Source organism: Vibrio sp. RC2502 (assembly GCF_054850435.1).
In genome coordinates this window covers 1,764,917-1,787,224 of record NZ_CM141453.1, presented here as the reverse complement: position 1 = coordinate 1,787,224, position 22,308 = coordinate 1,764,917, and the positions used below count along the sequence as shown (strand labels likewise).

Genomic DNA, 22,308 nt, shown 5'->3' with positions numbered 1-22,308 from the left:
ATTATGGGTTTTTGGAGTAGCGTGAGCAGTTTTGTAAGTAGTGCCTGTAGTGCAATTGGTGGTGCTGTATCGAAAATAGGCTCAGGGATTGCCAATGTTGCGGCATCTATTGCTAGCTTAGGGATCAACCTAGCTGAAAAAGTAGGAGAGGCGGTAAAAAATGTGGGTATTTCTCTAGGTATTATCCGTCCTGAAGAGAACATGGAAGAACTTGGTGCGAAAGCAATGCTGAGTGAGAAGACTCCCGATGATTTTGCCTCAATAAGTGAATATATCGACCACTTAAGAAATGATGTGGTGATTGACAAAGAAAAATTCGACAACCTTAGTGATGCCGAGAAATTGGCGAGATCATCTATTGGTGCTTCTATCACCTTAAAAGGTATTAATGAGAAACTTGATACTGTTGTAAGTCCATCATTTATGGCAACAGTTGCCGCACTGGATTTAGAAGCGAAAGAAATTATTGGTACGATTAAGGCGTATAAAGAGAAAAACCTCAATACTGATGACTACAGCTTGTATTTAAAAGATGAGTTGAGCATTGATGAGAGCCATAAGCATGCCAGCGCCCTAGTTGAAGCATATCAAAAACTTGAGCCTGAGCTTACGACTGAACAAATCGAAGACAAGGTTATGGAGTTAAAATTTTAAATGTCTGACTTTATCATTCAGGCAAAGAAGAATCGAGTTCAAGCAAACCGAGTAATTGGCGGTGAGCTTGAACCTATCTTATTTGCTGGTGAAATGACTGTTCCTCAAGAAAACTTCTGGGATATTTTCAAGCATAAGATTGAGTACGTTGATAATGAAACCTTAGCTTTAGTGATTATTTCGGACGATAAGAGCTTCCAGGTTGACTCTGATATAAGTATTTCAGATAGCTTTGTTAACTCTGTAAAAGAAATTGGTTGGCTTACAGAAGAGTTAATCTTTCCTGGGGCTTCTATAGCAAGTTATCCCCAAATTGAAACACCAATTCCATATACTGATCCTTCTTTTTCGTCTGTCGCATCTAGCATAAAAGCTATTGACACATCGGAGATGGAGGAACTCTCAGATGGAACGAGCCTCCAAGCTTTCTATCGAAAAAAAACCAGAGATTATGGACGTAGGTAAGTGCTATGGATATTAATATTCAAACCTTATTAAATGCTCTGGATGATGAAAAAGTACGAGCAAAGGTGCGAGAGATAGTTGTTGAAAAAAATGATTGCGTAGAGCCACCGTTAGAAACTGAGCAAGTATCCAGTTTTGATAATTCTGAATTAGAGTGTGTGAAAGAGAGCCTACAAAAGGTTGAGAGTGAGAACGAAGACTTGAAACAATTTATTGATAAGTTAAAGTCTTTGCTTTGTATGGAGAAAGAAGCTAAAGAAAAAGCTGGAGTTAGGGTTGAGCAACTTTCTGAACAAAATGGGGATAAGGATCTGTTGGTTGCGAAACTACAGGCTGATCTTAAACTGCTAGCAGAGATGAAGAATCAGTTACAGAATGATGTGACCGAGTTAAACCAGAATCTTGAGTATTACAGAAATAATTTCCGTGATGATCTACAAGTTCTCGAGTTATATAGCCGATTGTCAGAGCAAACACTTCAGTCTTTATCTGGAATCTTTAAAGATACAACAGTTCAAGGTTTGATTTCTTGTGGGATTCAAGAGAAAAATATTTCTAATCTATGGGATTATGCGAAGAGTGAAACAGTCAACGGAAATAATGGTGATATAGCTAATGTGATTTCGCTATTCAATCTGTTATTTAAGCGTTTTACCTTAGCTTATCCTATGTTCGCACTTCAAGAGGTTAGCTCTGGGGACTCGTTTGACACTCAGTGTCACATAAAACATAGCTCTAGCCACAACACAAGTGGCTCTATCACCCAGATCATGCTTCATGGTTACGTTAATACCAAAACAGGTAAAGTTATTAAACCATCTGTCGTGAAGTTGTAGCTTTAGCTGGATGTTCAGAAATAGAAAAGCGACATTCATAGAATGTCGCTTCGATCTATATTATTGCTCAGTAATAAACGGATAAACAGGGTCACCCCATAGCTCACTACTACCATCCATCATAATCTTGATGATAACTGGTAGAACCTTTTCCAAGAGCACGGTGCAATCTCTTAATTGCTGTCTATTCGCAGAGCTGCTATAAGTCGCACCACCGTGAATTATTTGATTACGCAGCGTGTAAAGGCGTGAGAATACGATAGAAAGCACTGACGCTGTGTTGTTATGCCCAAGTGCTGTATTAGCTGCGACCTTAGCTTTACTGCGAGCTTCTTTCCATTCTTGTTCACTAATGCGTCCCGCATGGTAGCTCCAATAGCTTTCAAGAATAAACTCGTTATCGAGCAGTGCTCGTATTACACCTGAGTAGTTTTGCCAGACAATTTCAGCTAACAAGTTATCAGAATCTAGTTCAACAAGGCGAGATAAAAACTCTTGGTACAAGCCACGCTCACCGTAGTTTGCTTTTTGTTCAAAATCTTGAGCGTAAGCTGAGTTGAAAGCTATCCAAAGGAAAGTAAATGTAGAATCATCATCTTCACATGCTTCCGCTTTCTTTAGCCAACTTAGAGAGCGATGCACACGAGTAGAAAGTGATTGCGAATAGCTATTTCGCTCACGACGGTGACGTTCTTTTAACGTATTAAAAGTAAGCATTTTGCCCTCTTTCTATTATTGTTTGTTGTTATTTTGTGAGTGTATTACTTTTACAAGTAGCGGCTTCTTAGGTGATCCTTATAGTGCTGTATATTAAGTGTTTCCCCTGTAGCTTGCTTGACTAGTTCATCTGTACTTAACAAGCTACCTTTACTCCAGATATTATCAGATAGCCAGATAAAAATTGGCGTAAGATCTCCTCTAAGGATTGCTCCATCTACATCTACTGATTGTTTCATAGCTGCCATAAATTGAGCAGCGTACATGGCTCCCAGCGTGTAGCTTGGAAAGTACCCAAAACTTCCATCGCACCAATGGATGTCTTGCATGCAGCCATCTTTATAGTTGTGCTTGTTTAGTCGTTTTTCTTTATTTTTCATCGTGTTAGTGGAAGTGATGTGCGATCGCTGAGGGTCAGTCCAATGGATGTCTTGCATACAACCATTTTTGAAGTTGCCCTCTGTAGATAGACCCAGATACGCTTTCATTTTCTCATTCCACAATTCAGGGACGTCAGTGTGTTTAATCACACCGTTCATGAGATCTCGTTCAATTTCGTAGCGAAGGATAACGTGCGCAGGGTAGGTCAGTTCATCTGCATCAACTCGGATGAAGCCTTTTTCTACTCGCGTGTATATCTTCGCTAGATTGTCCTTCGCGAACTCGTTGCCAGAGAAATGATTTGAAGCCAAGCGAGCAAGATGATCGATAAAGGCGTTGTTGCGGCCAATTTGCATCTCGAAGAATAGAGATTGTGATTCATGAATGCCCATCGATCGCGCTTCACCCGCTGGTGTGCCAGCCAATTCCTTAGGTAAGCCTTGTTCATAACGAGCGTGACCAGTTTCGTGCACGATTCCCATTAATGATTGCATAAACTCACTCTCATCGTAACGAGTTGTGATACGCACATCGGTAGGAACGCCGCCACAGAACGGGTGGACACTCTCATCGAGTCGACCATGCTCGAAATCGAACTGGAGCAGCTTCATCACTTGCAAGCCCAGTGCTTTTTGTTTTTCAGCAGGGTAATGGCCGTTAGGAAGCAGAATGTTATTTGATTTTTGCTTTTCAATTGCTTCGTCAATTAAAGAAGGCAACCATGTTTTGACGTCAGAAAACAGTATATCTAAAGAAGTCGACGTCGTGCCTGGCTCGTAAACATTCAGCATCGCATCGTATGGCGTTGTGCCATTTGCGTCTGCACGAATTTGAGCCTCTTCTTGGGAAAGTTTTACAACTTCTGCCCAGTTCTTCTCAAAACCGGCCCAGTCATTATTAGCACGCTGTGTTCGCCAAGCGTGCTCACACTTCGAACCGGCAAGAGAACTTGCTTGAACTAATGATTCTGGAAGAAGGTTTGCAAGCTGCCATTCGCGTTTCATTTCACGTAACATGGCTCGCTCTTGCGTGGCGAGGGTTTCTTCTTCTGCTTGTGCAAATAGATCCTCAAGATGCGGCTGAATCATGAGCGAGTGGATGTGTACTTCAAGTTCAGCCATTGCGTTGGAGCGTGCTTCAGCACCGCCTGATGGCATCACAGCTGCTTGATCCCAGCCTACAATTTCTAATAAATGGCCAAAGTTGGCGACTTTTTTTGAATGTTCGACGAGTTTTGTAAATGCATTCATTGTGACTACTCTTATTTTTGTTCTTTCCCTAAACACCCGAAAAGGGTCCTTCACATCAAGTCGCGCTAAGCAACTGAAGTTAATTTACTAATAATTAACATTTAATGACGTCTCATTGTCCACAAATTCATCCGGTTGTATAGCGCTCTTAAAAAAGAAGCTTGCGAATCGAGTTGATTGGCGGTATTGATGACACATTACCCATTAATTATCACAACAATATGGACATACTAAATTTTGAAGCGTTTCTTATCGCTATCACAATTTTAACGCTGACGCCGGGGCTGGATACCGCATTAGTTCTTCGTAATACAAGTCGTTCGGGCTTAAAAGATGGGTGTACAACAAGTTTAGGCATTTGTTTTGGCTTGTTTGTACATGCGTTTTTCTCTGCCGTGGGCATTTCTGCCATCCTTGCACAATCCGCTGAGCTATTCCAAATCGTTAAAATGATTGGAGCCGCGTACCTCATTTGGCTTGGTATCAGCAGTTTGAAAGCGCTAATGGCTTCAGACGGAGGCATTACTGTCGCTGAACAAATTCAGCAGGTATACAGTGGAAAACGTTCGTTTAGAGAGGGCTTTCTCTCAAATGTACTAAACCCAAAAACGGCAGTGTTTTACTTGGCATTTTTACCGCAATTCGTTAATCCGGAAGGCTCCCCATTGTTGCAATCTATGACGATGGCCGCTATCCATTTTGTTATCGCAATGGTTTGGCAATGTGGCTTGGCGGGGGCTTTAAACTCAGCAAAGAACTTGCTCAAAAATGCCAGCTTTATGAAATGGATGGAAGGAGTAACAGGTGCTGTGCTTGTTGCGCTAGGAATTAAGTTACTGATTGAAGAACCACTTTAAATGCGCAATTTATACCGACTTGCTTTAATGCTGACGCTGTTTTTGTTGGGGTTTGCGAGTGCTGTTGCTTGGATGACATTACCACAAATCAAGTTTTCACCTCGGGGGATGGAGTGGGGGTGGCACTGGGCGCACTTTGAGCCGTTTTCTAATGGTATCCAAAAGGCGCGAACGCACGACACCAAACAGCTATTGTTAAGACGAGTTTACCTTGACGATGCGATCGTCGTTTTTGTATCTACGACGTTAGACAACAAGTTTGAAATCGATGTTGTGCAGGAGAAAACTTGCAAACCGAACACCACAACTTGGGCATCCGTATCAGTGAATCGCCAGCGAATGGCGCATGTGCCAATGGTATGTGATAGCGTCGGACAGAGTTATTTTTACCGTTACATAGGTAAGCATTTAGATTCGCTGGAATTTGGTGTTGATGAGTCTTTCATTACGGAAGATTTTGCCCATTGGCCAATCGCGGATATTAAAGTTGATCAGTTCAAACAGCAAAACGCTAAGTTTTTTGAACAGCGTGGAGAGAAGGTTGAACATCAGTGGTTACGTGATTAACGTTGTCATCTGAATCTAGATAAAAATAAAGCCCGCTAAACATGAGCGGGCTTTGTGTTTTAAGGTTTCTAACTCGTTTAAGTGCAGGCTTAACGGTTCTTTGTAGAGCTATGCTTTTACCGCATCAAGATCATCAGATTGAACTGAAGGGTTAAAGAACAATTTAGTTTCTGCCAGTACAACATGACGAAGCGCAATCAAACCAATAAGGTTAGGGATCGCCATCAAACCGTTTACGATATCTGCCAGAATCCAAATCATGTCTAGGTGCAGGAACGCGCCTGAAGCCACTAGAGCAAGGAAGATAATCTTGTAAGGCAGAACCGCTTTTGTGCCCATTAGGAACACCACACAACGCTCACCGTAGTAGTTCCAACCAAGGATCGTTGTAAACGCAAAGAACATCAGACCGATAGACACCAGCATTGGGCCGAATGTTTTTGCGTTGAGACCAACAGCAAAGGCATGTGTTGTCATCGCGGCACCTGAAAAGTCACTTTGCCAAGCGCCAGTTAGGATCAGGGCTAGACCTGTCATGGTACAAATGATGATGGTATCGAAGAAGGTACCTGTCATCGAAATCAAACCTTGTTTAACACAAGAGTCTGTTTTCGCTGCTGCTGCGGCCATTGGCGCGCTACCCAAACCAGATTCGTTTGAGAATACACCACGCGCAATACCAGATTGGATTGCCAACATGATGCTAGCACCTAGGAAACCGCCCGTTGCTGCGGTAGACGTGAAAGCAGATACCAACACAAGTTCAACAGCATTTAGTAGTTGATCTGCGTTCATGATGATCACGCTAAGACACGCCAACACATAAAACAGCGCCATTGCTGGAACCACTTTACCTGCGACACTTGCGATAGATTTGATGCCACCTAGAGTTACAAATGCAACCAAAAGCGTCAGGATGAAAGCTGCAAGCTCACGGTTTACACCTAGAGAGATTTCACTTGCATCAAGAATCGCATTTACTTGCGGGAACGTACCGATACCAAAACAAGCAACCCCAAGTGAGAATACCGCAAACATGATGGCTAGCGCTTTAGAGCCAACACCATATTGTAGGTAGTACATTGGTCCACCTATCATTTGGCCATTGTCGTCAACGCGTCGGTATTTAACAGCAAGCAGACACTCAGCGTATTTCGTCGCCATTCCGAATAGGGCAGCAAGCCACATCCAGAATAGGGCGCCAGGGCCACCAAGTTTGATTGCGGTTGCAACGCCGACAATGTTACCAGTACCGATAGTTGCAGAAAGTGCAGTACAAAGTGCTGCGAAGCTAGAAACGTCACCCTGTTTATCAGATGACTTATCTTTACTGAATACCATCGCTAACGCGGTTGGTAGGTGTTTAAACTGGATCAAGCCTAAGCTAAAAGAGAAGTAAACACCGGTTCCCACAAGCAAAATAAGCAGTGGTGGACCCCAGACAAAGTTATCAATGGTTTGTAGTAAAGATTGTAGGTCGTTCATGATTTCCCCTTAATAAAACAACTAATAAGGAGAAGAGGGAAAGGACGAGATCAAGGATCTCTAATAGAACTAAGCTATTTAAAGAAGGCGGGAACGCCAAATAGTTAGGTTGTAACTTTCCACTCCTCTGTCCTTTTGCCTGAGAGTTTCACCCTGCACACATGTGCAGGACTTGCTCCTTCGGCGACCGATTTAACGGTTCTCTCCAGAGGTTCCTCCAACTACAGTCCCCGCTACCAAGGTAGCACCTGAAATAGTTAATTCTTCGGCGAGTTAATCTAACCAAATGTTAAAGTTTGGTTAATAACCACTCTCCTGCAGTCTTCATCGGAACAATTACTCAATCAAATGAGTAAAGGTTAGTTAATGATGCTGGTCACCATTAACGTGTGAACTCTATCATGTTTCTTGACCATTTCAACACCCTTGGACGATTTATTTTCAACACATTTTTGAACAAAAGGTATTTTTATGACGTACTGGATAGAGGTTTGTTGAGTAGAGTAGGGAACTGATACTATTTCTATTGGCAATATTCGCACTTCTCAACATAATTGTTGGTAATGCATCGCCAGTGAGCCTTAGGTAAGTTATTCAATTAAGAGCACAAAATTGATCCAATCTAGCACACGCGAATGAAAATCTACGCTAAGTTGACCTTGCGTAACGTAGAAATGAGTTACAATAAACTTTTGTGAAACTGTCTTGTGAGTTAGTCAGTTTTACACGATTGGACAAGGAGGCTGTATGACCAGATTGTTAGCCATTGCGGTATTGATAGTTGTAGCGTTTGTGCTATTCCGTTATCGAACCAATGAAAAAGTCCAAAAAGCGACCGTCATAACATTGATTGGCGCATTCCTGATTTATACCGCATCCATTGTGATTGCGGAACTGATTCGCTAGCAAGATAGAAGAGTCCTTGGAGTAATATACGGTGACTTCTCAAAAAAATATTGAAGAACAAGATGAAGTGGTTGTCATTGAGGAACGTGACAAACGCACACACATATATATCGCAATTGCAGCGGTACTAGGCTTGGCATTTGGGGGCTTGGCTGGCTCTGTTTTGACGGCGAATAAATGGGAATCTACTTACCAAGTTTTAGAAGATAAATATCAAGCGCTTGCGCAAGATAAAACCGCGTTAGTTTCTCAAGTTAAAACTCGTGAAGAGTCGCTAGACAAAGAAATCCAAGAGAAAGTGGATGCACTGCTCGCAGAAAAGGACGCCGCACATCAGAAAGCGCTGAAAAAATTACAAGCTCAGCTTACCGAGGTCGAGAAGGTTAACTTGTCGTTGGAATCTCAAGTGAAGCAACAGAATGACAAGTTGAGCTCGAGCAAGACAGAGAATGAAAAGCTCACTCGCCAAGCGGATATGCAAGCAACCATGTTTGAACGCTCTCGTGAAGTGTTCCAGAAAGAACTCAAAATCTCGCAAGATCTAGAAGCGTTAGAGAAAGAGCGCGAGAAGCTACTGCCGAAAATCGACAAGCTGAAGAAAGAATGTGATGTGTTCTTAGAAGGGAAGTCGTGGGATGTAAAATCCGATGCTTGCGATAAGCACGATGAAGCAAATTCTCGACTTAGCCAAATTGATCAACTAATTGAAGTCTACAAAATGGATCTCAAACAGATCAAAGAAATCACATCGGATATGGGTTTATAAGCTCAACAATACACTCGATTGTTCATATAAAAAGGAGCTCACTGAGCTCCTTTTCCTTTACCTATGTCAAGCTAAAACTCGTTAGATACGAGAGGCATCATAACCTGATGCAAGCAAAAGTTCTCGTTCATACCTAATGAGTTGAGCGCGATCTTCAATTAATTCGTTCAAAGCTTGAGATGGCTTTCCTGCGAGAGTTTTGAAAGCAGCAAACGTTTCTGCACTGTCGATCTCATCAATCATACTGCTAATGACATTGCGCGCTTCACACGGATTGTTATTTGTAGTGAAGTATTCTACTTGTTTAGCTGCAGCTTTCATTTCTGTTAATAGCTCAAGCGGGCTTGTGTCTTTTGCTACCGCCATGTAGTTGTCTAACACGCGCTTTGCATAAAGCAGTTCTTTTAGTGGGATATCACGTCCACTTTCAATTAGGGATTCGCTAAGGATCATACTTGAGCTCATGGGCATTCCTTTAGTTATATACAACGCAGCTTATAAGTGTCCCCTGAGTCTAATTTATTGAAGTCTAATTGGGAATGGTAAAAAGCATTTTTAACGCATTTTTATTCACTGATGAACACACGAATGCGGTGCTTATCAGGATCGGTCGCTACAAAATTTAACCCATACACCGAGGTTATTGGTGGCTGAATAAAGTCTACGCCCATCTCTTTCCACTTGTTGTAAACCAGTTCCAGTTGATGGCCGTCTGCTACAGACAGCGATAACTCGGCTCCTCCACCTTTCACCATGCTGACTGGAGTAAGCACGTCACTCTGTTTGAGCGTAAGTTTGACGCTATGGGAAAGTGGCATAGAAGCAAATGTAGGAGATAAAAGCGTGACCTCACAATCAAACAGTCTCGAGTAAAATGTTTGGCTCACGTGAATGTTTTCTACATAGAGAACGAATGAATTGATAGTCAGCATGGATTATTCCTCAACTTTGTTAAATAGATGAGGCTGAATTTACCGAAAGAGCATGACAGGTGCTGTCAGTAGTGAATTTTTACGTTAAAAATCTAGTCGCTCTAAAACAAAGAAAAGGAGCCATTTGGCTCCTTTTTTCCTAACTTAATCAGAGGATATTAGTTCGTACGTTTCGAAGAATACCAGTTGTTTTGATACGCTTTAGATGCAAACAGCGCGTTTGCTTTTGCGCGGTCAATAACGGATTCATCGACCTCTAGCGGCTTCATCGTTTGGCTTTCAAAGTCGTATTCCATGGTCGACACTTTTTCGCCAGGAGAAAGTACAACCAAGTTATCTCGGGTTAAGTAACCGAAGTTTTTGTCGTACTGCATCATTGCGCGTTCATCTTCGCGAGCCAGTGGCTTAGTTAAGTCACGGCCAATCATCGGTGTTTTTGCGTCCACACCAATAAGAGACAGCAGCGTTGGCGGCATATCAATGTTGTTGGCGATGCGGTCATCTTTACGTGGTTGAATGTCTTTACCAATGATCAAAGCAGGGATGTGGAAGTGCTTAACAGGAACAAGGTTTGCACCAAATACACGAGCATCGTGGTCCGCAATTACGATGAAAATCGTGTCATCCCAGTATGATGATTTTTTCGCTTTGTCGAAGAACGTTCCCAAAGCGTAATCTGAGTATTTCACCGCGTTGTTACGCGTCATGTGCTCAGGATCGTATTGTTCGATTTTACCTTCTGGGTACTCATAAGGACTGTGGTTGCTTGATGTGAACACAAGGCTGAAGAAAGGTTTGTCGCCTTTTGAAAGGCGCTCAAACTCTTCATCTGCTTTATTGTAAAGATCTTCGTCACTCACTCCCCAAGAGCCAACAAAACCTGGGTTCGTATAGTTTTTCTCTTCAACAATTTGGTCGAAGCCATTGCCGAAGAAGAAGGTTTTCATGTTATCGAAGTTTGCTTCACCGCCATAAATGAACTGTGTGTGGTAGCCTTGTTCTTTGAGCAAATCTGCAATAGTAAAGAAACCCGTTTGGCTCTTACTCAGTTTTACAACCGCGCGAGAAGGCGATGGCGGGAAGCCTGTTGTTACCGCTTCGATACCACGAACTGAACGAGTGCCCGTTGCGTACATTTGTGTGAACTGCCAGCCTTCTTGCATCAGTTCATCAAGGTTTGGTGTAAGAGGCAGACCACCCAAAGAGCCCACAAACTGTGCGCCCAAGCTCTCTTGTAACAAGATAACCAAGTTTTTACGCTTTCCTTGGTACGTCGCTGGGTTGCTGTTCATGGTTGGTAGCAATGTAGGATCAAAGTCGATCTTCGTTGATGAAGCGCGAACGAGATCCAACATCTTTTGATTGTCCATCTTGCCGTAGAACTGCTCAGCGCTCTTTTCTGACTTCATATTGTTGACAGCAAATAGCAATGAGTAAGACGAATTCAGTGCTAAGTCGTTAAGCAGTGGATCGTTCGAAAACGCCACCATAGCAGGGTTGAGCGGACGGTGACCCAAAGACGAACGAGCGCCTGCAACACAAAGAAGCACAACGAAAATCGCCAAAAGAGGGCGCCATTTCCAATTGATTTGTTGCGCGCTATCGGTCAGTTTTTTGCTCCATTTCCAGCCTAAAACTAGCGTCAAAGCGGTGCCGATTGCACCAATAAACAGTTCTAGTTTGTAGCCAGTCCAAAGCATGCTCATCACTTCTTTCGGGTAGATGAGGTATTCAACAAACAGGCGGTTTGGACGCAGGTCATATTCTTGAATGAATGGCGCCGTTGCCAGCTCCATGTACACAAGAATCCATAGCCCAGCGACCATCCACAAGCGCAATACCCATTTCCAGCATTCTCCGACCTTGCCTTTTAGTGGCATGAAAGAAGAAAGCAGAGCAGGGAGGATGAACAACCAGCATAACGTTGCGATATCAACACGCACGCCTTGGCCTAGGATGTAAAGGAAGTCGTTGAAGGATTCAATACGATCAAACTGCCAAAAGGCGAGTAAAATGCGTGATATGGACAAAAATGCAAGTGAAAACAAAGAAAAAACAGCGAGAGGCTGCAATGGCCCAAACATGGGTCTCTTAGACGAACTTTTCATATTTATTTTGTGATGGACTTAGTCGTGATGTTGTGTCGTTTCTAGCAAAGCGAGCGTGAAATAAACGTGAATTATAATGAAAATCTATGGACTGAATTGTAAGTATTCGTATGTCTATGTAAGAGTGGGAGGCGTCTCATGCTTGGTGCGAAACAAGGCGATAGAAGTGTGCTCCATATCGCCTTTTTAGTCGTCTTTTTTCGCTAGTACTTTGGGAATGCGACGACAAACGTGTTCTTGCCATTTTCTCTCGGAATCAGCTCTATTGTTGCGCTGTGTAGCGTGGCGATGTCTTTGCAAATAGACATGCCCAACCCCGCACCATCGCCTTTTTCTGAGTGACCTCGGTAGAATTGTTCAAAGATCCTTTCTCGCGTTTCTTGTGGAATCTCCGGGCCAGTGTCGGAAACCAAGATTTTGATGGCATTTCTATTTTCTTGCACACTAACTTGGATTTCGCTGTGTGCGCCTGAATAGCGAATGGCGTTGTCTACAAGGTTACGGAACAACACTTCTAACAACATTTTGTCGCCAGAAAGCGCGACTTCCGCTGGTGAGAGGCTGATGTCTTGATCTTGTCTTAAAGCAAGTGGCGCTAAATCGGCGACGACGGTTTGCAGCAATGGGGTTAGTTCGACGTTGTCAAAGACACGTTCAGATAAACTGTCTACTTTAGCAAGTGTAAGCAGTTGGTGGATGAGACGGTCGGTTCTTTCAATGCCTTGAAGGATGTTGTGTAAGTCTCCGCGTAACTGCTCTGGGTCATTACTTTCAAGAGCGTTTTCTACGTTTAGGCGCAGGATTGTCAGCGGCGTTTTGAGCTCGTGTGCGGCGGCTCGCGTAAAGCGCTTCTCTCTCTGCCACGCTTGTTCAAGTTCAGAAAGCAATGAATTGAGTGCTTCCACCAACGGAGCAAGCTCGGTTGTGTTGTCGGTGACATGAATGCGGTCTAAGCGGTGCACGTTTCGTTGCGTGATTGCCGTGCGTAGATCGTTAATCGGTCTGAAATACCTGTCTATCAGCCAGAACAGCAACAGCAGCAAAGTCGGCAATAGTAGTAACTGTTCGATGGACGTAGACAGAGCGATTTCATGGATGATCTCTTTACGTATCTTCTGCTTTTCAGCAACGACAACGTATTCGTTCTCATGCTCGGTCTGTGGTAATGAGAGTTGGAAAGTGCGCCACTGCACGCCGTCTTTGGTAATGTCGTCGTAGCCGTTGTTATCAAAAGAAGAAGAAAGAGAGCGCAGATTCGGAGTGGAACTCCAGATCAACTTGTTGTCACGGTAGAATTGAAAAACGAGATTCTGTTCGTAGGGGTGACCAAATTTGGTGGCTTTGTCTTCGTCGCTCTTTGCCAAAGAATCGATGTTTTTCATCCACTGGTCGAATAGCTCTCTGTGGTTGGCGAGAGTGTCCGTTTCGGTTGAAATGGACAGCGTCAGCAGCATCAGCTTAGCGGATTGCCCAAGCCTAGCGTCATAAACTTCTTCGACTTCGTGTTTGGCTGATTGAAAGCTGAAGTACAAAGAAATAAGCAAAAGCGCGCTGACTAACAAGCCAACCGAGAGCGTCAGTTGGCGTTTAATGGAGTAAGGTTTTTTATTTTTCAAGAATGTACCCCACACCACGAATGTTTTTGATGGCGACGTTGGGGGCTTTTTTACGTAGGTTATGAATGTGAACTTCTATCGCGTTGTCGCTTGAACCTTCATCCCAGCCGTGCAGTGATTGTTGCAATTGCTCCTTACTTTGCACGCGTCCGGCGTTCGTCATCAAGCTGGTGAGGATTTTAAATTCATGGCGTGTGAGTTTAAGTGGGGCGTCATCGTAGCGAATGCTTTGTTCCGATAAGGATAAAGATAACTGCCCAACTTGAATGATTTCTTCTGCACTACCGGATTGACGGCGAATCAACACACGCAAGCGAGCGAGCAACTCTTCGAGTGCAAACGGTTTTCCGAGGTAATCATCTGCGCCGCCATCAAGGCCTTGAACGCGATCGCGAATGTCGTCTCGTGCGGTAAGTATCATCACTGGGAGCTTAAATCCGCCTTTGCGAATATTACGCAGAACTTCCAATCCATCGATATCGGGTAGAGTGAGATCCAAAATTACGGCAGTGAACGCTTCTGTTTTGAGTGCGCTAGTCACGCCAGACCCTTTTTCCACCCAATCCACGGTGTATCCATGGCGACTTAATGAAGTCACCATGGATTGACCGAGTAGTTTGTCATCTTCTACGAGTAATAAGCGCATAGATTATTTCAATCTCCCAAGAGTCGCTTCAATTTCCAGTTTTCGGCCTTTATCCGCCAAAGGTCGGTCAGGGCGAGGTGATGCTTGCATTGCGCGAGTCAAATACACTTTCGCTTCTTTGTCTCGACCTTCTTCTGCAAGGAAGTCTCCATAAAAATAGTTCGGATCGATGCCTTTTGGATTGATCTCTAACGCTTTTTTCAACATTTCTTCGGCTTTATCGTCATCACCAAAGCCAATTGGCCACCCCGGAACTTTGTAATACAAAGAACCTAAACTGGTGTATGCAGAGCCATCAAGCGTTTGCGGTGACGTTGCAATTACCCCTTCGAGTAAAGATTTGGCTTCTTTGGCGAGTGATAGTGCACCTAAGCCACCTTGAGCACCAGCCAGCGATGCTTTATTGATTGCCAGCCAAACAGTGAGTTCGGGATTGCCGGGTTCTCTGTCGAGATAAATACTGGTTTTGGCAATCGCACGATGGAAGCATTGTTCCTTTTCGTCACCATCGGGCGTGCTGTACTGACATTCCGCCCATTTCTTTTGAACCTGTTGCAGTGGAGCATTACCTGCCAACGCAGCGGTCGAAGCTAACGTTGAACAAACCGTCAAAGCGCAAAAAAGTAGTTGTTTGGTATTCATCGTCCATGTCCTCTTCAATGACTGACTCGGTTTACGTATTGGTGAATGGTTTCTTGTTGCTTACGAATCGCAGAAGAAACCACGCTTGGAAGCAGTTGATTGATGCGTGCAAAAAGCTTTTCTGGCCAACCAATCCATTTCGCAGAAATTTCTTTTTCCAACATGGTGACAACGTGATTGGCAACAACTAGCGGCGAGTCCGTTTTGTTACCCAGTTGTCGATTCATTTCATTGACGGCATCGCTATTGAGTGAGGTTTCTGTCGCTCTTGGTGCCAAATACAGCGCACGGATTCCGGTTGCGAACAGCTCTCTGTCGAGCGATTCGGTAAAACGGTGCAACCCCGCTTTTGCCGCGCAATAGGAGGTATAGCCTGGGTAGCCAATTGAGCCGAATGTTGAACCAATATTGAGAATCACCCCTGGCTGCTTTAACCACGTTAACGCCGACTGGCACAGCAGCATCGGCGTGACGAGATTGAGTTGGATTTCGTCTGCAATCTGCGTTGGTCGCTTGTGGCTTAACAACGAGAAATCGTTGCTGCCCGCATTGTTAATCAGGGCGTCCACTTTTTGATGTTGGCGCGCTCGATCTTTAATCGCTGTTAATCCTTCTGATGAGGTGATATCTGCAACGACTACGTCATGACGTTCTGGATTTGACAGTTCACGCTGTAGTGTTTGCAAGCTCTCTTCGTTTCGCCCAACAAGAATGAGGCTGGCTCCGCGTTTTGCTAACTCTCGCGCGATGGCTTGCCCAATTCCGCCCGTTGCGCCTGTCAGGAGAATGGTGCTGTTGTTAATGATCATGCTTCACCTCACGCCGCTTGTTGGGTTGAGAAGGAAGGCAAAGAGCGCAGCATTTGTCCGTACAATGCGAACACCATTTTTGCGGAGTCGATGATGACTTGTTGATCTTCCACTTTGGTTATTTTGTTCATCAGTGATTCAAAAAATTGCAGATGATCTTGGTCTAACACGCTGTGTGAAACTAGGTAAGTCATTGCTGAAGGCGGTAGGCTTAACGTTGACTGGATTTTGTCTGCCATTTGGCCACCAATACCGACGCTGGTGCCTTCTAATACCCACACCATGCCAAACAGCGCGAGTGGGTTGTGGCGGTCAATGTTGTGGTAAAGGTAGGAAACCATCAATTCAATCGGCGCACCGATTTGACCTACATCTTTGTTGTTGCGCACTGCTTCGGCATCACCGCCACATGCTTTAATGTCATTTAAAATCCATTCTTGATGGCCTTTCTCTTCCTCGATGTATTCGGCAATGGCGTCTCGTACCCATTCGTATTCGCCAGATAGTCGGCCTCCACACGCCATCAGCAAGGGAACGGTGTGCTTAACGTGATGGTAAGCTTGGGTTAGAAAGGCGATATACATATCTTTGGAAATGTTGCCTTGTTGAACGTCTGCGATGACTGGCGCAGTTAACATTGCTTGTTGAGCAGCGGCAGTGCTTTTTTTGAGTTGTTCGAAAAATAAAGTCATAACCTTCTCCTTAAGAAGCCGTTAACTAAGATGCAGTTTGGAAAGACGTAATGTGTTGCCGAAAGGGCAAATCGATGCGTTGGATCTTTTGCGCTTGCAGCGTTAATTCAGACGTTGTGCTCGCTAATAACTGAGCCACATCATGTTCGATTTGATTTCGTTTGAGCTTGCCGTTATCCGTGTACCAACCAGAGATGGCTCGTGGGTTGTCCAGCAGCAATAAGGTTCGGATTTGAGCGTAATCGGGTAGGGTTCGGTTTAATGCATGAACCTTTGCTTCGACGTCTTCGCTATTGGCAATGACAGCACATAATGTTTGTTGGCTATCACCTGTAACGATCAGTGGCGTCATCGGCAAAAACGCCAACGCTTCTGATTCAATCCACTCCGGTGAGACATTTCTGCCGTATGCGGTGACGATAAGGTTCTTCTTGCGTCCTGAGAGAGTGACAAAACCTTGCGCGTCAATTTGGGCTAAGTCGCCAGTTGCTAACCATTCTTGAGTAAACGGCTCATTCAAATAGCCAAGAACAACGTTGCCTTTGACGAGCAGTTCACCATCTTCTGCGATACGAATCTGAGCGTGGGGAAGTGGTTTGCCACACGTTCCTGCTTTAAATGCGCCTGGTGTATTCAAACAAACAACAGAGCCACATTCAGACAAGCCATAACCTTCAAACGCAGGGATGTTCAGCGCATGCGCGGTGTTAATCAGTTGCGACGACACTCTTGCGCCGCCAACGGCAACAAATTTTAGAGAATCCACAAGAGAGGGCTGATGTTTCGCGATCTGAATGAGCGCAAGCAATAAAGCCGGTGTGAGCACTAAGCTTTCTGGTTTGATGGTCGCTAATGCTTGTGCAAACAGACGCGGTTCGAATTGGCTTGAACCGAGTAAGCCGGTTTGCTCTCCGGGTAAAATAGATGACGTCACGCCCAACATGAGTGGAACATAAACGCCGGTTATGTTCTCGAGAAGTGTCGATAACGGAAGCAGCACTAAGTGCGAGTGCGCCGTGCCGTTTACTGCGTCGGCGAGCGATTTCGCCACCAAACACAAATGATCATTGCTTAAACAGACGCCTTTAGGCTGACCAGTCGAGCCCGACGTAAATGTGATTTTTCCGGTTTCTGGTAGATAAGCTACCTGTGTATCTTCATCTCCCAACTGGTTACGATGCAGCAAAGGCAAATTTGCAATGGAAAACGAATGGTCTTGCTGGTTAAAGCTTTGCTTAGGATTAGAAGCCAACCATGCTTGCCAATCGCCGACTAAAGCATCGACGCCTGATTGCTCTAATGTGTGTTCAACTTGTGCATCAGAGAAAAAAGTCGGAATAGGTACGACGACTATGTCTGCCGCCATCGCCGCCAAATCAACAATGGCCCAATCGATGCTGTTTTCTGCGCGTAGCGCGAGTGCTTTGATGTTCTGTGCAATAAGCTCGGCGGCAACGAGTTCGATCTTGTTTAACAATTCAGAGTAAGTCAGTTCAACCGTTTGATTCGCTTCGTAGCCGACAAGTGCTACTCGATCTGGTGTCGTTTTTGCCCATTTTGTAATGGCATCGAGGAGAATATTCATACATCACCTATATTCTGCGTTGTGTTTAACCAAGTTGTTGTGGTTGTGTTTGCGTTTTTAACGACGTTTACTTTTCTATCTAGGCTTGTTTGCGTTTTCTTTCTTGGACTAATCGAAGACGTTCGAGTCCTTTTTGCAGATTGCCAGCTAACACACGCGGTTGATGTTCGTAGTATGACCCCCAAGTGGACTCGGCATCGGGGACTTTGTTTTGATCGGCCTGCGCGATGATATGAGGCTCCAATCCTAGGCGCGCCATCATGGCGTGAAGTGGATCTGTCGCGGTGAAGATGCACCATTCAAAACCGAGGTTGACCAGCATTTCTGCGATGAGGTAGAAGTGCAGAGACGACATGCCCTTAGCGAAAGATGCCAAGTGACCGAATTCCACTAAGTTCGAACGTTTTACGTCGCAGTTAAATACGTTAGAAACCAGCTTTTGGGCGTCGTCTTCTAAATACTGTTCAAGGAACAAGGGCTCATCTTCGGCGATGCGAAAGCCGCATACGGAAATAATTTGGCCGCCTTCAATGAGGGTTAAATACGCCGGCATAAATTGTTTTAGCTCGGCAAAGAATGCTTCTTGATAACGCTGAGAAACATGCTCGATAACTTGGCTCCAAAGCGGATGCATTGGATAAACGATGTCTAAAGTAAAGCCATCTGCAGAAGTTTGTGCATGGTGTTTCATGAGCGCTTCCTTTGTTTGAGTAGTTATCAACAAAATAAAACGCGAAACTTAAGAAATTCTTAAGGAATGAAATTTTGATAAATTATTTAACGACAGGAAGGCTTAAATGGCAGTGCCTTTTGGGGTTTTGTGCTGGTATGTAGTTGATATTAATACGATGTTTTCTTGAGTAATCTAAATAAAAAAGCCAGTCTAAATAATCGACTGGCTTTTCATTTTCTCACTGAGGAACTAAAGATACGCTAAAGCTTTAGCGGTTTCTTAAGGTTTTTGGGCGTTACATTGCCGCTTTCTTCGCTTCTTCAATCCAACCATCAAAGGTTGTTTGGTTGGCTTTAATCCAGCCATTTACGTGCGCTTCGATGTCTGCCGCGCTATTTTTACCTTGGCTCATCATCATGTTTTGAGCGCTGACATCATTGATATTCAGTTTGATGATTTCGAACAGTTTCGCTGCCGATGGGTTCTTCTCTGTGAACTCTTTGTTCGCGACGATGCGCATAGAGTTCATTTCAAAACCGTAGTTTTTGCCGTTTTTCAGTGTGGTGTCGATGTCTTTACGTTCACCAGGAAGAGACGAGAACGGCACCTCTAGCCACACAACGTCTTTACCCGGAACAAGTACGCCACTTACCCAATACGGTGTCCATGTGTAGTAAAGAATTGGGTCGCCTTTTTTGTAGCGGGAGATTGTATCAGCAATGATTGCGGCGTAATTACCTTGGTTGTGAGTGACGGTGTCACGAAGTTTGAACGCGTCCAACTGATGCTCAACCACCATTTCACACCCCCAACCTGGGTTACAGCCGGTAAGATCGGCTTTGCCATCGCCATTTGCGTCGAATAACTTCGCCAATTTTGGATCTTTTAACTGACCAATGTTCGTAATGCCGTATTTCTCGGCGGTTTTCTTATCGATGAGGTAGCCTTGCGCTGCGCCACTGACGTATTGGCCTTCTCGGAAAAACTTATCATCACCACCTGACATGGTGTATTTGTCTGCATGGAGCGGAAACCAGCCAACCGCTAAGAACGTCGCGTCACCTTTTGCTATCGAGGTGTACCCGACGTTGTAATCCACTTCTTTGGTTGGTTGGACATCGTAACCCAAAGCTTCCAGAGCACGGTTTACGATCAACGTTTGGAACGTCTCTTCAGCGACAGTGGACTGTACAGGTTGAACCGTGACGCCTTCACCCGGCAACTCTCCGGCAAAGCCGTAAGTCGAAAATGCGATTGTGCTTAGCGCGCCGACAGACAGCGCTTTCTTCCATGAATTATTCATTCGTATTTCTCCTAAGTTTTAGGTCGTTTGGGTTCTTGTTGGTTTTAAATTTGAGCAGATAAGAGATAGGGCCGGTATGGTACCAGCGAAGTTTGGTATTGCCGGCGTTGACGCCAAGCTCTTGCGTAATGCGATCCAACAAAATAGCGAGGATCACAATGCCTAAACCGCCGACAGCGGCCAGACCCATGTCCAGTCGTCCGATGCCTCGTAACACCATCTGACCCAAACCGCCCACGGCGATCATCGAGGCGATAACCACCATCGACAGTGAAAGCATCAAGGTTTGGTTGACGCCCGCCATGATCGTTGGCAGCGCAAGCGGCAATTGAATGCGATACAGCATTTGCTTTTTATTTGCACCAAAAGAGTGACCTGCTTCGATAAGCTCTTCCGGTACTTGTTGAATCCCAAGAATGGTCAATCGAACCACTGGCGGTAGCGCGAAAATGATCGTCACAACAACGCCCGGTACGTTACCAATACCAAACAGCATCACGATCGGAACAAGGTAGACGAACGCCGGGGTGGTTTGCATCGCATCCAATATTGGTCTTACAAATTTGGCGGCGGTTTGGCTTCTGGCTAGCCAGATCCCCATGGGTAAGCCAATCAACAAGCAGAAAAACACCGATGTGAGCACCAAGGCGAGCGTGGTCATGGCTTGAGACCAGGCGCCGATCAAGCCAATGAACACTAACGATACTAGCGTTGATAAACCAAGTTTGAAGTTAGAAAACTGCCACGCGAGTAAAAATAGGATCAGCACCATAATCGGTGACGGCGTAGAGACTAACGCGGTTTCGAATGAGGACAAGATAAAATCGATCGGAACTCGTATGGCTTGAAAAACAGGGCGACCATGTTCAACGAGCCAATTCAACCCAGATTCTACCCAATTATCGAGTGGGAGAACGGCATCTTGAAATGGGTTCATGATATCGAAAGGTGTCTCTTGCACGGCTTCGCTGTTCAACCAATCGTTGTTAGTTGCGGCCTCACTACCTTGTGACCACGGGTCTTCTTGTGTTGGTGCGGCTTGCGACCAAGGATCGTTATTTGTTTGCTCTGTAGACATCGTTTAATCCTTATCGAGTGTTTGCAGAAGACGCGACTTCGTCACGACACCAAAATAGGTTCCTTGCTCATCGACTACTGGCACAGCATAAGGAACGCTCGCCACGACGCCGAGAATGTCATTCACAGACTGGTCCGGCTGAAGGGTCACGTCATCTTCTAATTGAGCGCTGGCCAAGGAGCGATTTTCCTTGTGGGCTAAGCGTAAGGAGTCGAGAGAAACGATACCGGAATATCGGCTAGATTTATCTACGACGATGCCGTAATCACGGTCGTGATCCATCAAGATTTGCATGGCAGAGCCAGGGCCGTCGTGTTCGGATTTCTTGAATACCGCAGCGGGCTTTTTGCGCGCAATATCTTTGACGGTTAGCACGCTGGCGACATTAACGCCGCGGAAAAACGCCTCGACATAATCATTGGCGGGGTTATGAAGAATTTCATCTGGTGTGCCGACTTGCACAACTTCGCCGTTTTGCATGATGGCAATTCGGTCACCGATGCGCATGGCTTCGTCCAAGTCGTGCGAAATGAATACGATGGTGCGTTTATCGTCATTTTGCAGACGAATCAATTCATCCTGCATTTCAGAACGAATCAAAGGATCGAGCGCTGAGAACGCTTCATCCATCAGCAAAATATCGGGGTCGCAAGCTAGGGCGCGGGCAAGACCAACACGCTGCTTCATACCACCTGATAGTTCATCAGGAAACGATTCAGCGTAGGTGTCTAACCCAACTCTCTGCAACGCTGATAATGCACTTTCGTGGCGAGCAGTCACATCGACGCCTGCGAGTTCCAGGCCAAAAGCGGCATTTTCTATCACCGACATGTGGGGCATGAGCGCAAAATTTTGAAAAACCATTGAAATGTTGTTACGACGAACTTCGCGCAGTTCTTCTTCGGAGATGTGAGCAATGTCTTTCCCTTTGAGGTAAACACTGCCTTTGGTGGGTTCAATGAGTCGATTGAGAAGTCGAACGAGAGTGGATTTTCCTGAGCCAGAGAGACCCATAATGACAAAAATCTCGCCTTCATTGATGGTCAGAGATACATCGTTGACGCCAACGGTTAAGCCAGTTTGTTCAAAAATATCGTCTTTATCAACGCCTTTTTCGATGAGTGAGAATGCTCGCTCCGGAGCTTCTCCAAACACTTTATAAAGTCCCTTAACTTCCAGTATGGGATCCATGTTAATTGTCCTTTGTTATGTGTTTATCACGAGTTAACGTTTTGTACTCTAATTAAATTGATGGAAGTTTTCAAATGATTGGCTTGGCTTATTGGTGTTCAGTGGTCATATTTTTCGTAGTAATGAACTTTCGTTGTTTTATTGATAAA

The 22,308-nt window shown here is 44.8% G+C and carries 23 protein-coding genes and 1 riboswitch; of the genes, 7 read left to right on the top strand and 16 right to left on the bottom strand.

Annotation, left to right across the window (positions count from 1 at the left end; genetic code table 11):
- Window positions 1-21: 21 nt before the first annotated feature.
- From ACYJZR_RS08495 to ACYJZR_RS08485, 3 genes are read left to right on the top strand one after another with little or no spacing between them, the layout of a single operon-like run.
- Complete coding sequence (locus ACYJZR_RS08495; RefSeq protein WP_229636709.1) at window positions 22-654, top strand: hypothetical protein; 633 nt, start codon at window positions 22-24, stop codon at window positions 652-654.
- Entirely contained in the window at window positions 655-1,119 is a 465-nt protein-coding gene (locus tag ACYJZR_RS08490) for a hypothetical protein (protein ID WP_025499133.1), read from the top strand.
- Window positions 1,120-1,124: 5 nt separating this feature from the next.
- Entirely contained in the window at window positions 1,125-1,955 is an 831-nt protein-coding gene (locus ACYJZR_RS08485; protein ID WP_025499131.1) for a hypothetical protein, read from the top strand.
- A gap of 60 nt (window positions 1,956-2,015) precedes the next feature.
- Here ACYJZR_RS08485 and ACYJZR_RS08480 read toward each other — a convergent pair whose 3' ends face one another.
- On the bottom strand, window positions 2,016-2,672 hold the full coding sequence (locus ACYJZR_RS08480; RefSeq protein ID WP_025499129.1) for a HEPN domain-containing protein: 657 nt from the start codon (window positions 2,670-2,672) through the stop codon (window positions 2,016-2,018).
- A gap of 50 nt (window positions 2,673-2,722) precedes the next feature.
- On the bottom strand, window positions 2,723-4,303 hold the full coding sequence (locus tag ACYJZR_RS08475) for a carboxypeptidase M32 (protein WP_461715802.1): 1,581 nt from the start codon (window positions 4,301-4,303) through the stop codon (window positions 2,723-2,725).
- 221 nt (window positions 4,304-4,524) lie between these two features.
- Between ACYJZR_RS08475 and ACYJZR_RS08470 the strand changes: the two genes are divergently transcribed.
- Both ACYJZR_RS08470 and ACYJZR_RS08465 read left to right on the top strand, forming a co-directional pair.
- Window positions 4,525-5,160, top strand: coding sequence for a LysE family translocator (locus ACYJZR_RS08470; RefSeq protein ID WP_005464660.1), 636 nt, complete (start codon window positions 4,525-4,527; stop codon window positions 5,158-5,160).
- Complete coding sequence (locus ACYJZR_RS08465; protein ID WP_005464525.1) at window positions 5,161-5,727, top strand: hypothetical protein; 567 nt, start codon at window positions 5,161-5,163, stop codon at window positions 5,725-5,727.
- Window positions 5,728-5,835: 108 nt separating this feature from the next.
- Here ACYJZR_RS08465 and ACYJZR_RS08460 read toward each other — a convergent pair whose 3' ends face one another.
- Window positions 5,836-7,212 carry an alanine/glycine:cation symporter family protein gene (locus tag ACYJZR_RS08460; protein WP_461715801.1) on the bottom strand — a complete coding sequence of 459 codons (1,377 nt, stop codon included), beginning with the start codon at window positions 7,210-7,212 and terminating at the stop codon, window positions 5,836-5,838.
- Window positions 7,213-7,329: 117 nt separating this feature from the next.
- Window positions 7,330-7,431: riboswitch (glycine riboswitch) on the bottom strand.
- 528 nt (window positions 7,432-7,959) lie between these two features.
- On the opposite strand from ACYJZR_RS08460, the gene ACYJZR_RS08455 reads away from it, so the two are divergent.
- Entirely contained in the window at window positions 7,960-8,118 is a 159-nt protein-coding gene (locus ACYJZR_RS08455; RefSeq protein WP_005477734.1) for a hypothetical protein, read from the top strand.
- A 31-nt stretch (window positions 8,119-8,149) separates the two neighbouring features.
- On the top strand, window positions 8,150-8,884 hold the full coding sequence (locus ACYJZR_RS08450; RefSeq protein ID WP_005464478.1) for a hypothetical protein: 735 nt from the start codon (window positions 8,150-8,152) through the stop codon (window positions 8,882-8,884).
- A gap of 81 nt (window positions 8,885-8,965) precedes the next feature.
- Here ACYJZR_RS08450 and ACYJZR_RS08445 read toward each other — a convergent pair whose 3' ends face one another.
- The 13 genes from ACYJZR_RS08445 to proV all read right to left on the bottom strand — a co-directional run bounded on the left by ACYJZR_RS08445 (window position 8,966) and on the right by proV (window position 22,159).
- Window positions 8,966-9,349: a hypothetical protein gene (locus ACYJZR_RS08445; protein ID WP_020840698.1), complete on the bottom strand. Its 384-nt coding sequence runs from the start codon at window positions 9,347-9,349 to the stop codon at window positions 8,966-8,968.
- Window positions 9,350-9,450: 101 nt separating this feature from the next.
- Entirely contained in the window at window positions 9,451-9,816 is a 366-nt protein-coding gene (locus tag ACYJZR_RS08440) for a VOC family protein (RefSeq protein WP_024701807.1), read from the bottom strand.
- A gap of 158 nt (window positions 9,817-9,974) precedes the next feature.
- Complete coding sequence (locus ACYJZR_RS08435; RefSeq protein ID WP_069524135.1) at window positions 9,975-11,924, bottom strand: LTA synthase family protein; 1,950 nt, start codon at window positions 11,922-11,924, stop codon at window positions 9,975-9,977.
- Between the two features lie 203 nt (window positions 11,925-12,127).
- The gene (locus ACYJZR_RS08430) at window positions 12,128-13,540 is read right to left on the bottom strand and encodes a sensor histidine kinase (protein WP_406965063.1); all 1,413 of its coding nucleotides are present in this window, start codon (window positions 13,538-13,540) and stop codon (window positions 12,128-12,130) included.
- Window positions 13,530-14,186, bottom strand: coding sequence for a response regulator (locus tag ACYJZR_RS08425; RefSeq protein WP_024700573.1), 657 nt, complete (start codon window positions 14,184-14,186; stop codon window positions 13,530-13,532). Before ACYJZR_RS08425 ends, ACYJZR_RS08430 begins: the two co-directional genes overlap by 11 nt.
- Before the next feature lie 3 nt (window positions 14,187-14,189).
- Window positions 14,190-14,828: a tetratricopeptide repeat protein gene (locus tag ACYJZR_RS08420; protein WP_050549002.1), complete on the bottom strand. Its 639-nt coding sequence runs from the start codon at window positions 14,826-14,828 to the stop codon at window positions 14,190-14,192.
- 14 nt (window positions 14,829-14,842) lie between these two features.
- A complete protein-coding gene (locus ACYJZR_RS08415; RefSeq protein ID WP_406965066.1) occupies window positions 14,843-15,637 on the bottom strand; it encodes an SDR family oxidoreductase in 795 nt (264 codons plus the stop codon).
- An 8-nt stretch (window positions 15,638-15,645) separates the two neighbouring features.
- Window positions 15,646-16,329 (bottom strand): TenA family transcriptional regulator, encoded by a 684-nt coding sequence (locus tag ACYJZR_RS08410; protein WP_406965068.1) that lies wholly within the window; start codon window positions 16,327-16,329, stop codon window positions 15,646-15,648.
- Window positions 16,330-16,354: 25 nt separating this feature from the next.
- Window positions 16,355-17,914, bottom strand: coding sequence for an AMP-binding protein (locus ACYJZR_RS08405; RefSeq protein WP_406965070.1), 1,560 nt, complete (start codon window positions 17,912-17,914; stop codon window positions 16,355-16,357).
- Window positions 17,915-17,993: 79 nt separating this feature from the next.
- A complete protein-coding gene (locus ACYJZR_RS08400; protein WP_015296838.1) occupies window positions 17,994-18,605 on the bottom strand; it encodes a thermostable hemolysin in 612 nt (203 codons plus the stop codon).
- Between the two features lie 277 nt (window positions 18,606-18,882).
- On the bottom strand, window positions 18,883-19,890 hold the full coding sequence (proX, locus tag ACYJZR_RS08395) for a glycine betaine/L-proline ABC transporter substrate-binding protein ProX (protein ID WP_015296837.1): 1,008 nt from the start codon (window positions 19,888-19,890) through the stop codon (window positions 18,883-18,885).
- Window positions 19,883-20,968, bottom strand: a complete 1,086-nt coding sequence (proW, locus tag ACYJZR_RS08390) for a glycine betaine/L-proline ABC transporter permease ProW (RefSeq protein WP_140117332.1) — start codon at window positions 20,966-20,968, stop codon at window positions 19,883-19,885. Before proW ends, proX begins: the two co-directional genes overlap by 8 nt.
- A 3-nt stretch (window positions 20,969-20,971) precedes the next feature.
- Window positions 20,972-22,159 carry a glycine betaine/L-proline ABC transporter ATP-binding protein ProV gene (gene proV, locus ACYJZR_RS08385; protein ID WP_005500435.1) on the bottom strand — a complete coding sequence of 396 codons (1,188 nt, stop codon included), beginning with the start codon at window positions 22,157-22,159 and terminating at the stop codon, window positions 20,972-20,974.
- Window positions 22,160-22,308 lie beyond the last annotated feature (149 nt).

Bases quoted from the DNA above. Each gene is read 5' to 3' on its own strand.
- ACYJZR_RS08420 (WP_050549002.1), bottom strand. From the start codon at position 14,828: ATGAATACCAAACAACTACTTTTTTGCGCTTTGACGGTTTGTTCAACG.
- ACYJZR_RS08405 (WP_406965070.1), bottom strand. From the start codon at position 17,914: ATGAATATTCTCCTCGATGCCATTACAAAATGGGCAAAAACGACACCA.
- ACYJZR_RS08440 (WP_024701807.1), bottom strand. From the start codon at position 9,816: ATGCTGACTATCAATTCATTCGTTCTCTATGTAGAAAACATTCACGTG.
- proW (WP_140117332.1), bottom strand. From the start codon at position 20,968: ATGTCTACAGAGCAAACAAATAACGATCCTTGGTCGCAAGCCGCACCA.
- proV (WP_005500435.1), bottom strand. From the start codon at position 22,159: ATGGATCCCATACTGGAAGTTAAGGGACTTTATAAAGTGTTTGGAGAA.
- ACYJZR_RS08425 (WP_024700573.1), bottom strand. From the start codon at position 14,186: ATGCGCTTATTACTCGTAGAAGATGACAAACTACTCGGTCAATCCATG.
- ACYJZR_RS08410 (WP_406965068.1), bottom strand. From the start codon at position 16,329: ATGACTTTATTTTTCGAACAACTCAAAAAAAGCACTGCCGCTGCTCAA.
- ACYJZR_RS08480 (WP_025499129.1), bottom strand. From the start codon at position 2,672: ATGCTTACTTTTAATACGTTAAAAGAACGTCACCGTCGTGAGCGAAAT.
- ACYJZR_RS08465 (WP_005464525.1), top strand. From the start codon at position 5,161: ATGCGCAATTTATACCGACTTGCTTTAATGCTGACGCTGTTTTTGTTG.
- ACYJZR_RS08455 (WP_005477734.1), top strand. From the start codon at position 7,960: ATGACCAGATTGTTAGCCATTGCGGTATTGATAGTTGTAGCGTTTGTG.
- ACYJZR_RS08490 (WP_025499133.1), top strand. From the start codon at position 655: ATGTCTGACTTTATCATTCAGGCAAAGAAGAATCGAGTTCAAGCAAAC.
- ACYJZR_RS08460 (WP_461715801.1), bottom strand. From the start codon at position 7,212: ATGAACGACCTACAATCTTTACTACAAACCATTGATAACTTTGTCTGG.
- ACYJZR_RS08445 (WP_020840698.1), bottom strand. From the start codon at position 9,349: ATGAGCTCAAGTATGATCCTTAGCGAATCCCTAATTGAAAGTGGACGT.
- ACYJZR_RS08415 (WP_406965066.1), bottom strand. From the start codon at position 15,637: ATGATCATTAACAACAGCACCATTCTCCTGACAGGCGCAACGGGCGGA.
- ACYJZR_RS08470 (WP_005464660.1), top strand. From the start codon at position 4,525: ATGGACATACTAAATTTTGAAGCGTTTCTTATCGCTATCACAATTTTA.
- ACYJZR_RS08475 (WP_461715802.1), bottom strand. From the start codon at position 4,303: ATGAATGCATTTACAAAACTCGTCGAACATTCAAAAAAAGTCGCCAAC.
- ACYJZR_RS08485 (WP_025499131.1), top strand. From the start codon at position 1,125: ATGGATATTAATATTCAAACCTTATTAAATGCTCTGGATGATGAAAAA.
- ACYJZR_RS08435 (WP_069524135.1), bottom strand. From the start codon at position 11,924: ATGAAAAGTTCGTCTAAGAGACCCATGTTTGGGCCATTGCAGCCTCTC.
- ACYJZR_RS08400 (WP_015296838.1), bottom strand. From the start codon at position 18,605: ATGAAACACCATGCACAAACTTCTGCAGATGGCTTTACTTTAGACATC.
- proX (WP_015296837.1), bottom strand. From the start codon at position 19,890: ATGAATAATTCATGGAAGAAAGCGCTGTCTGTCGGCGCGCTAAGCACA.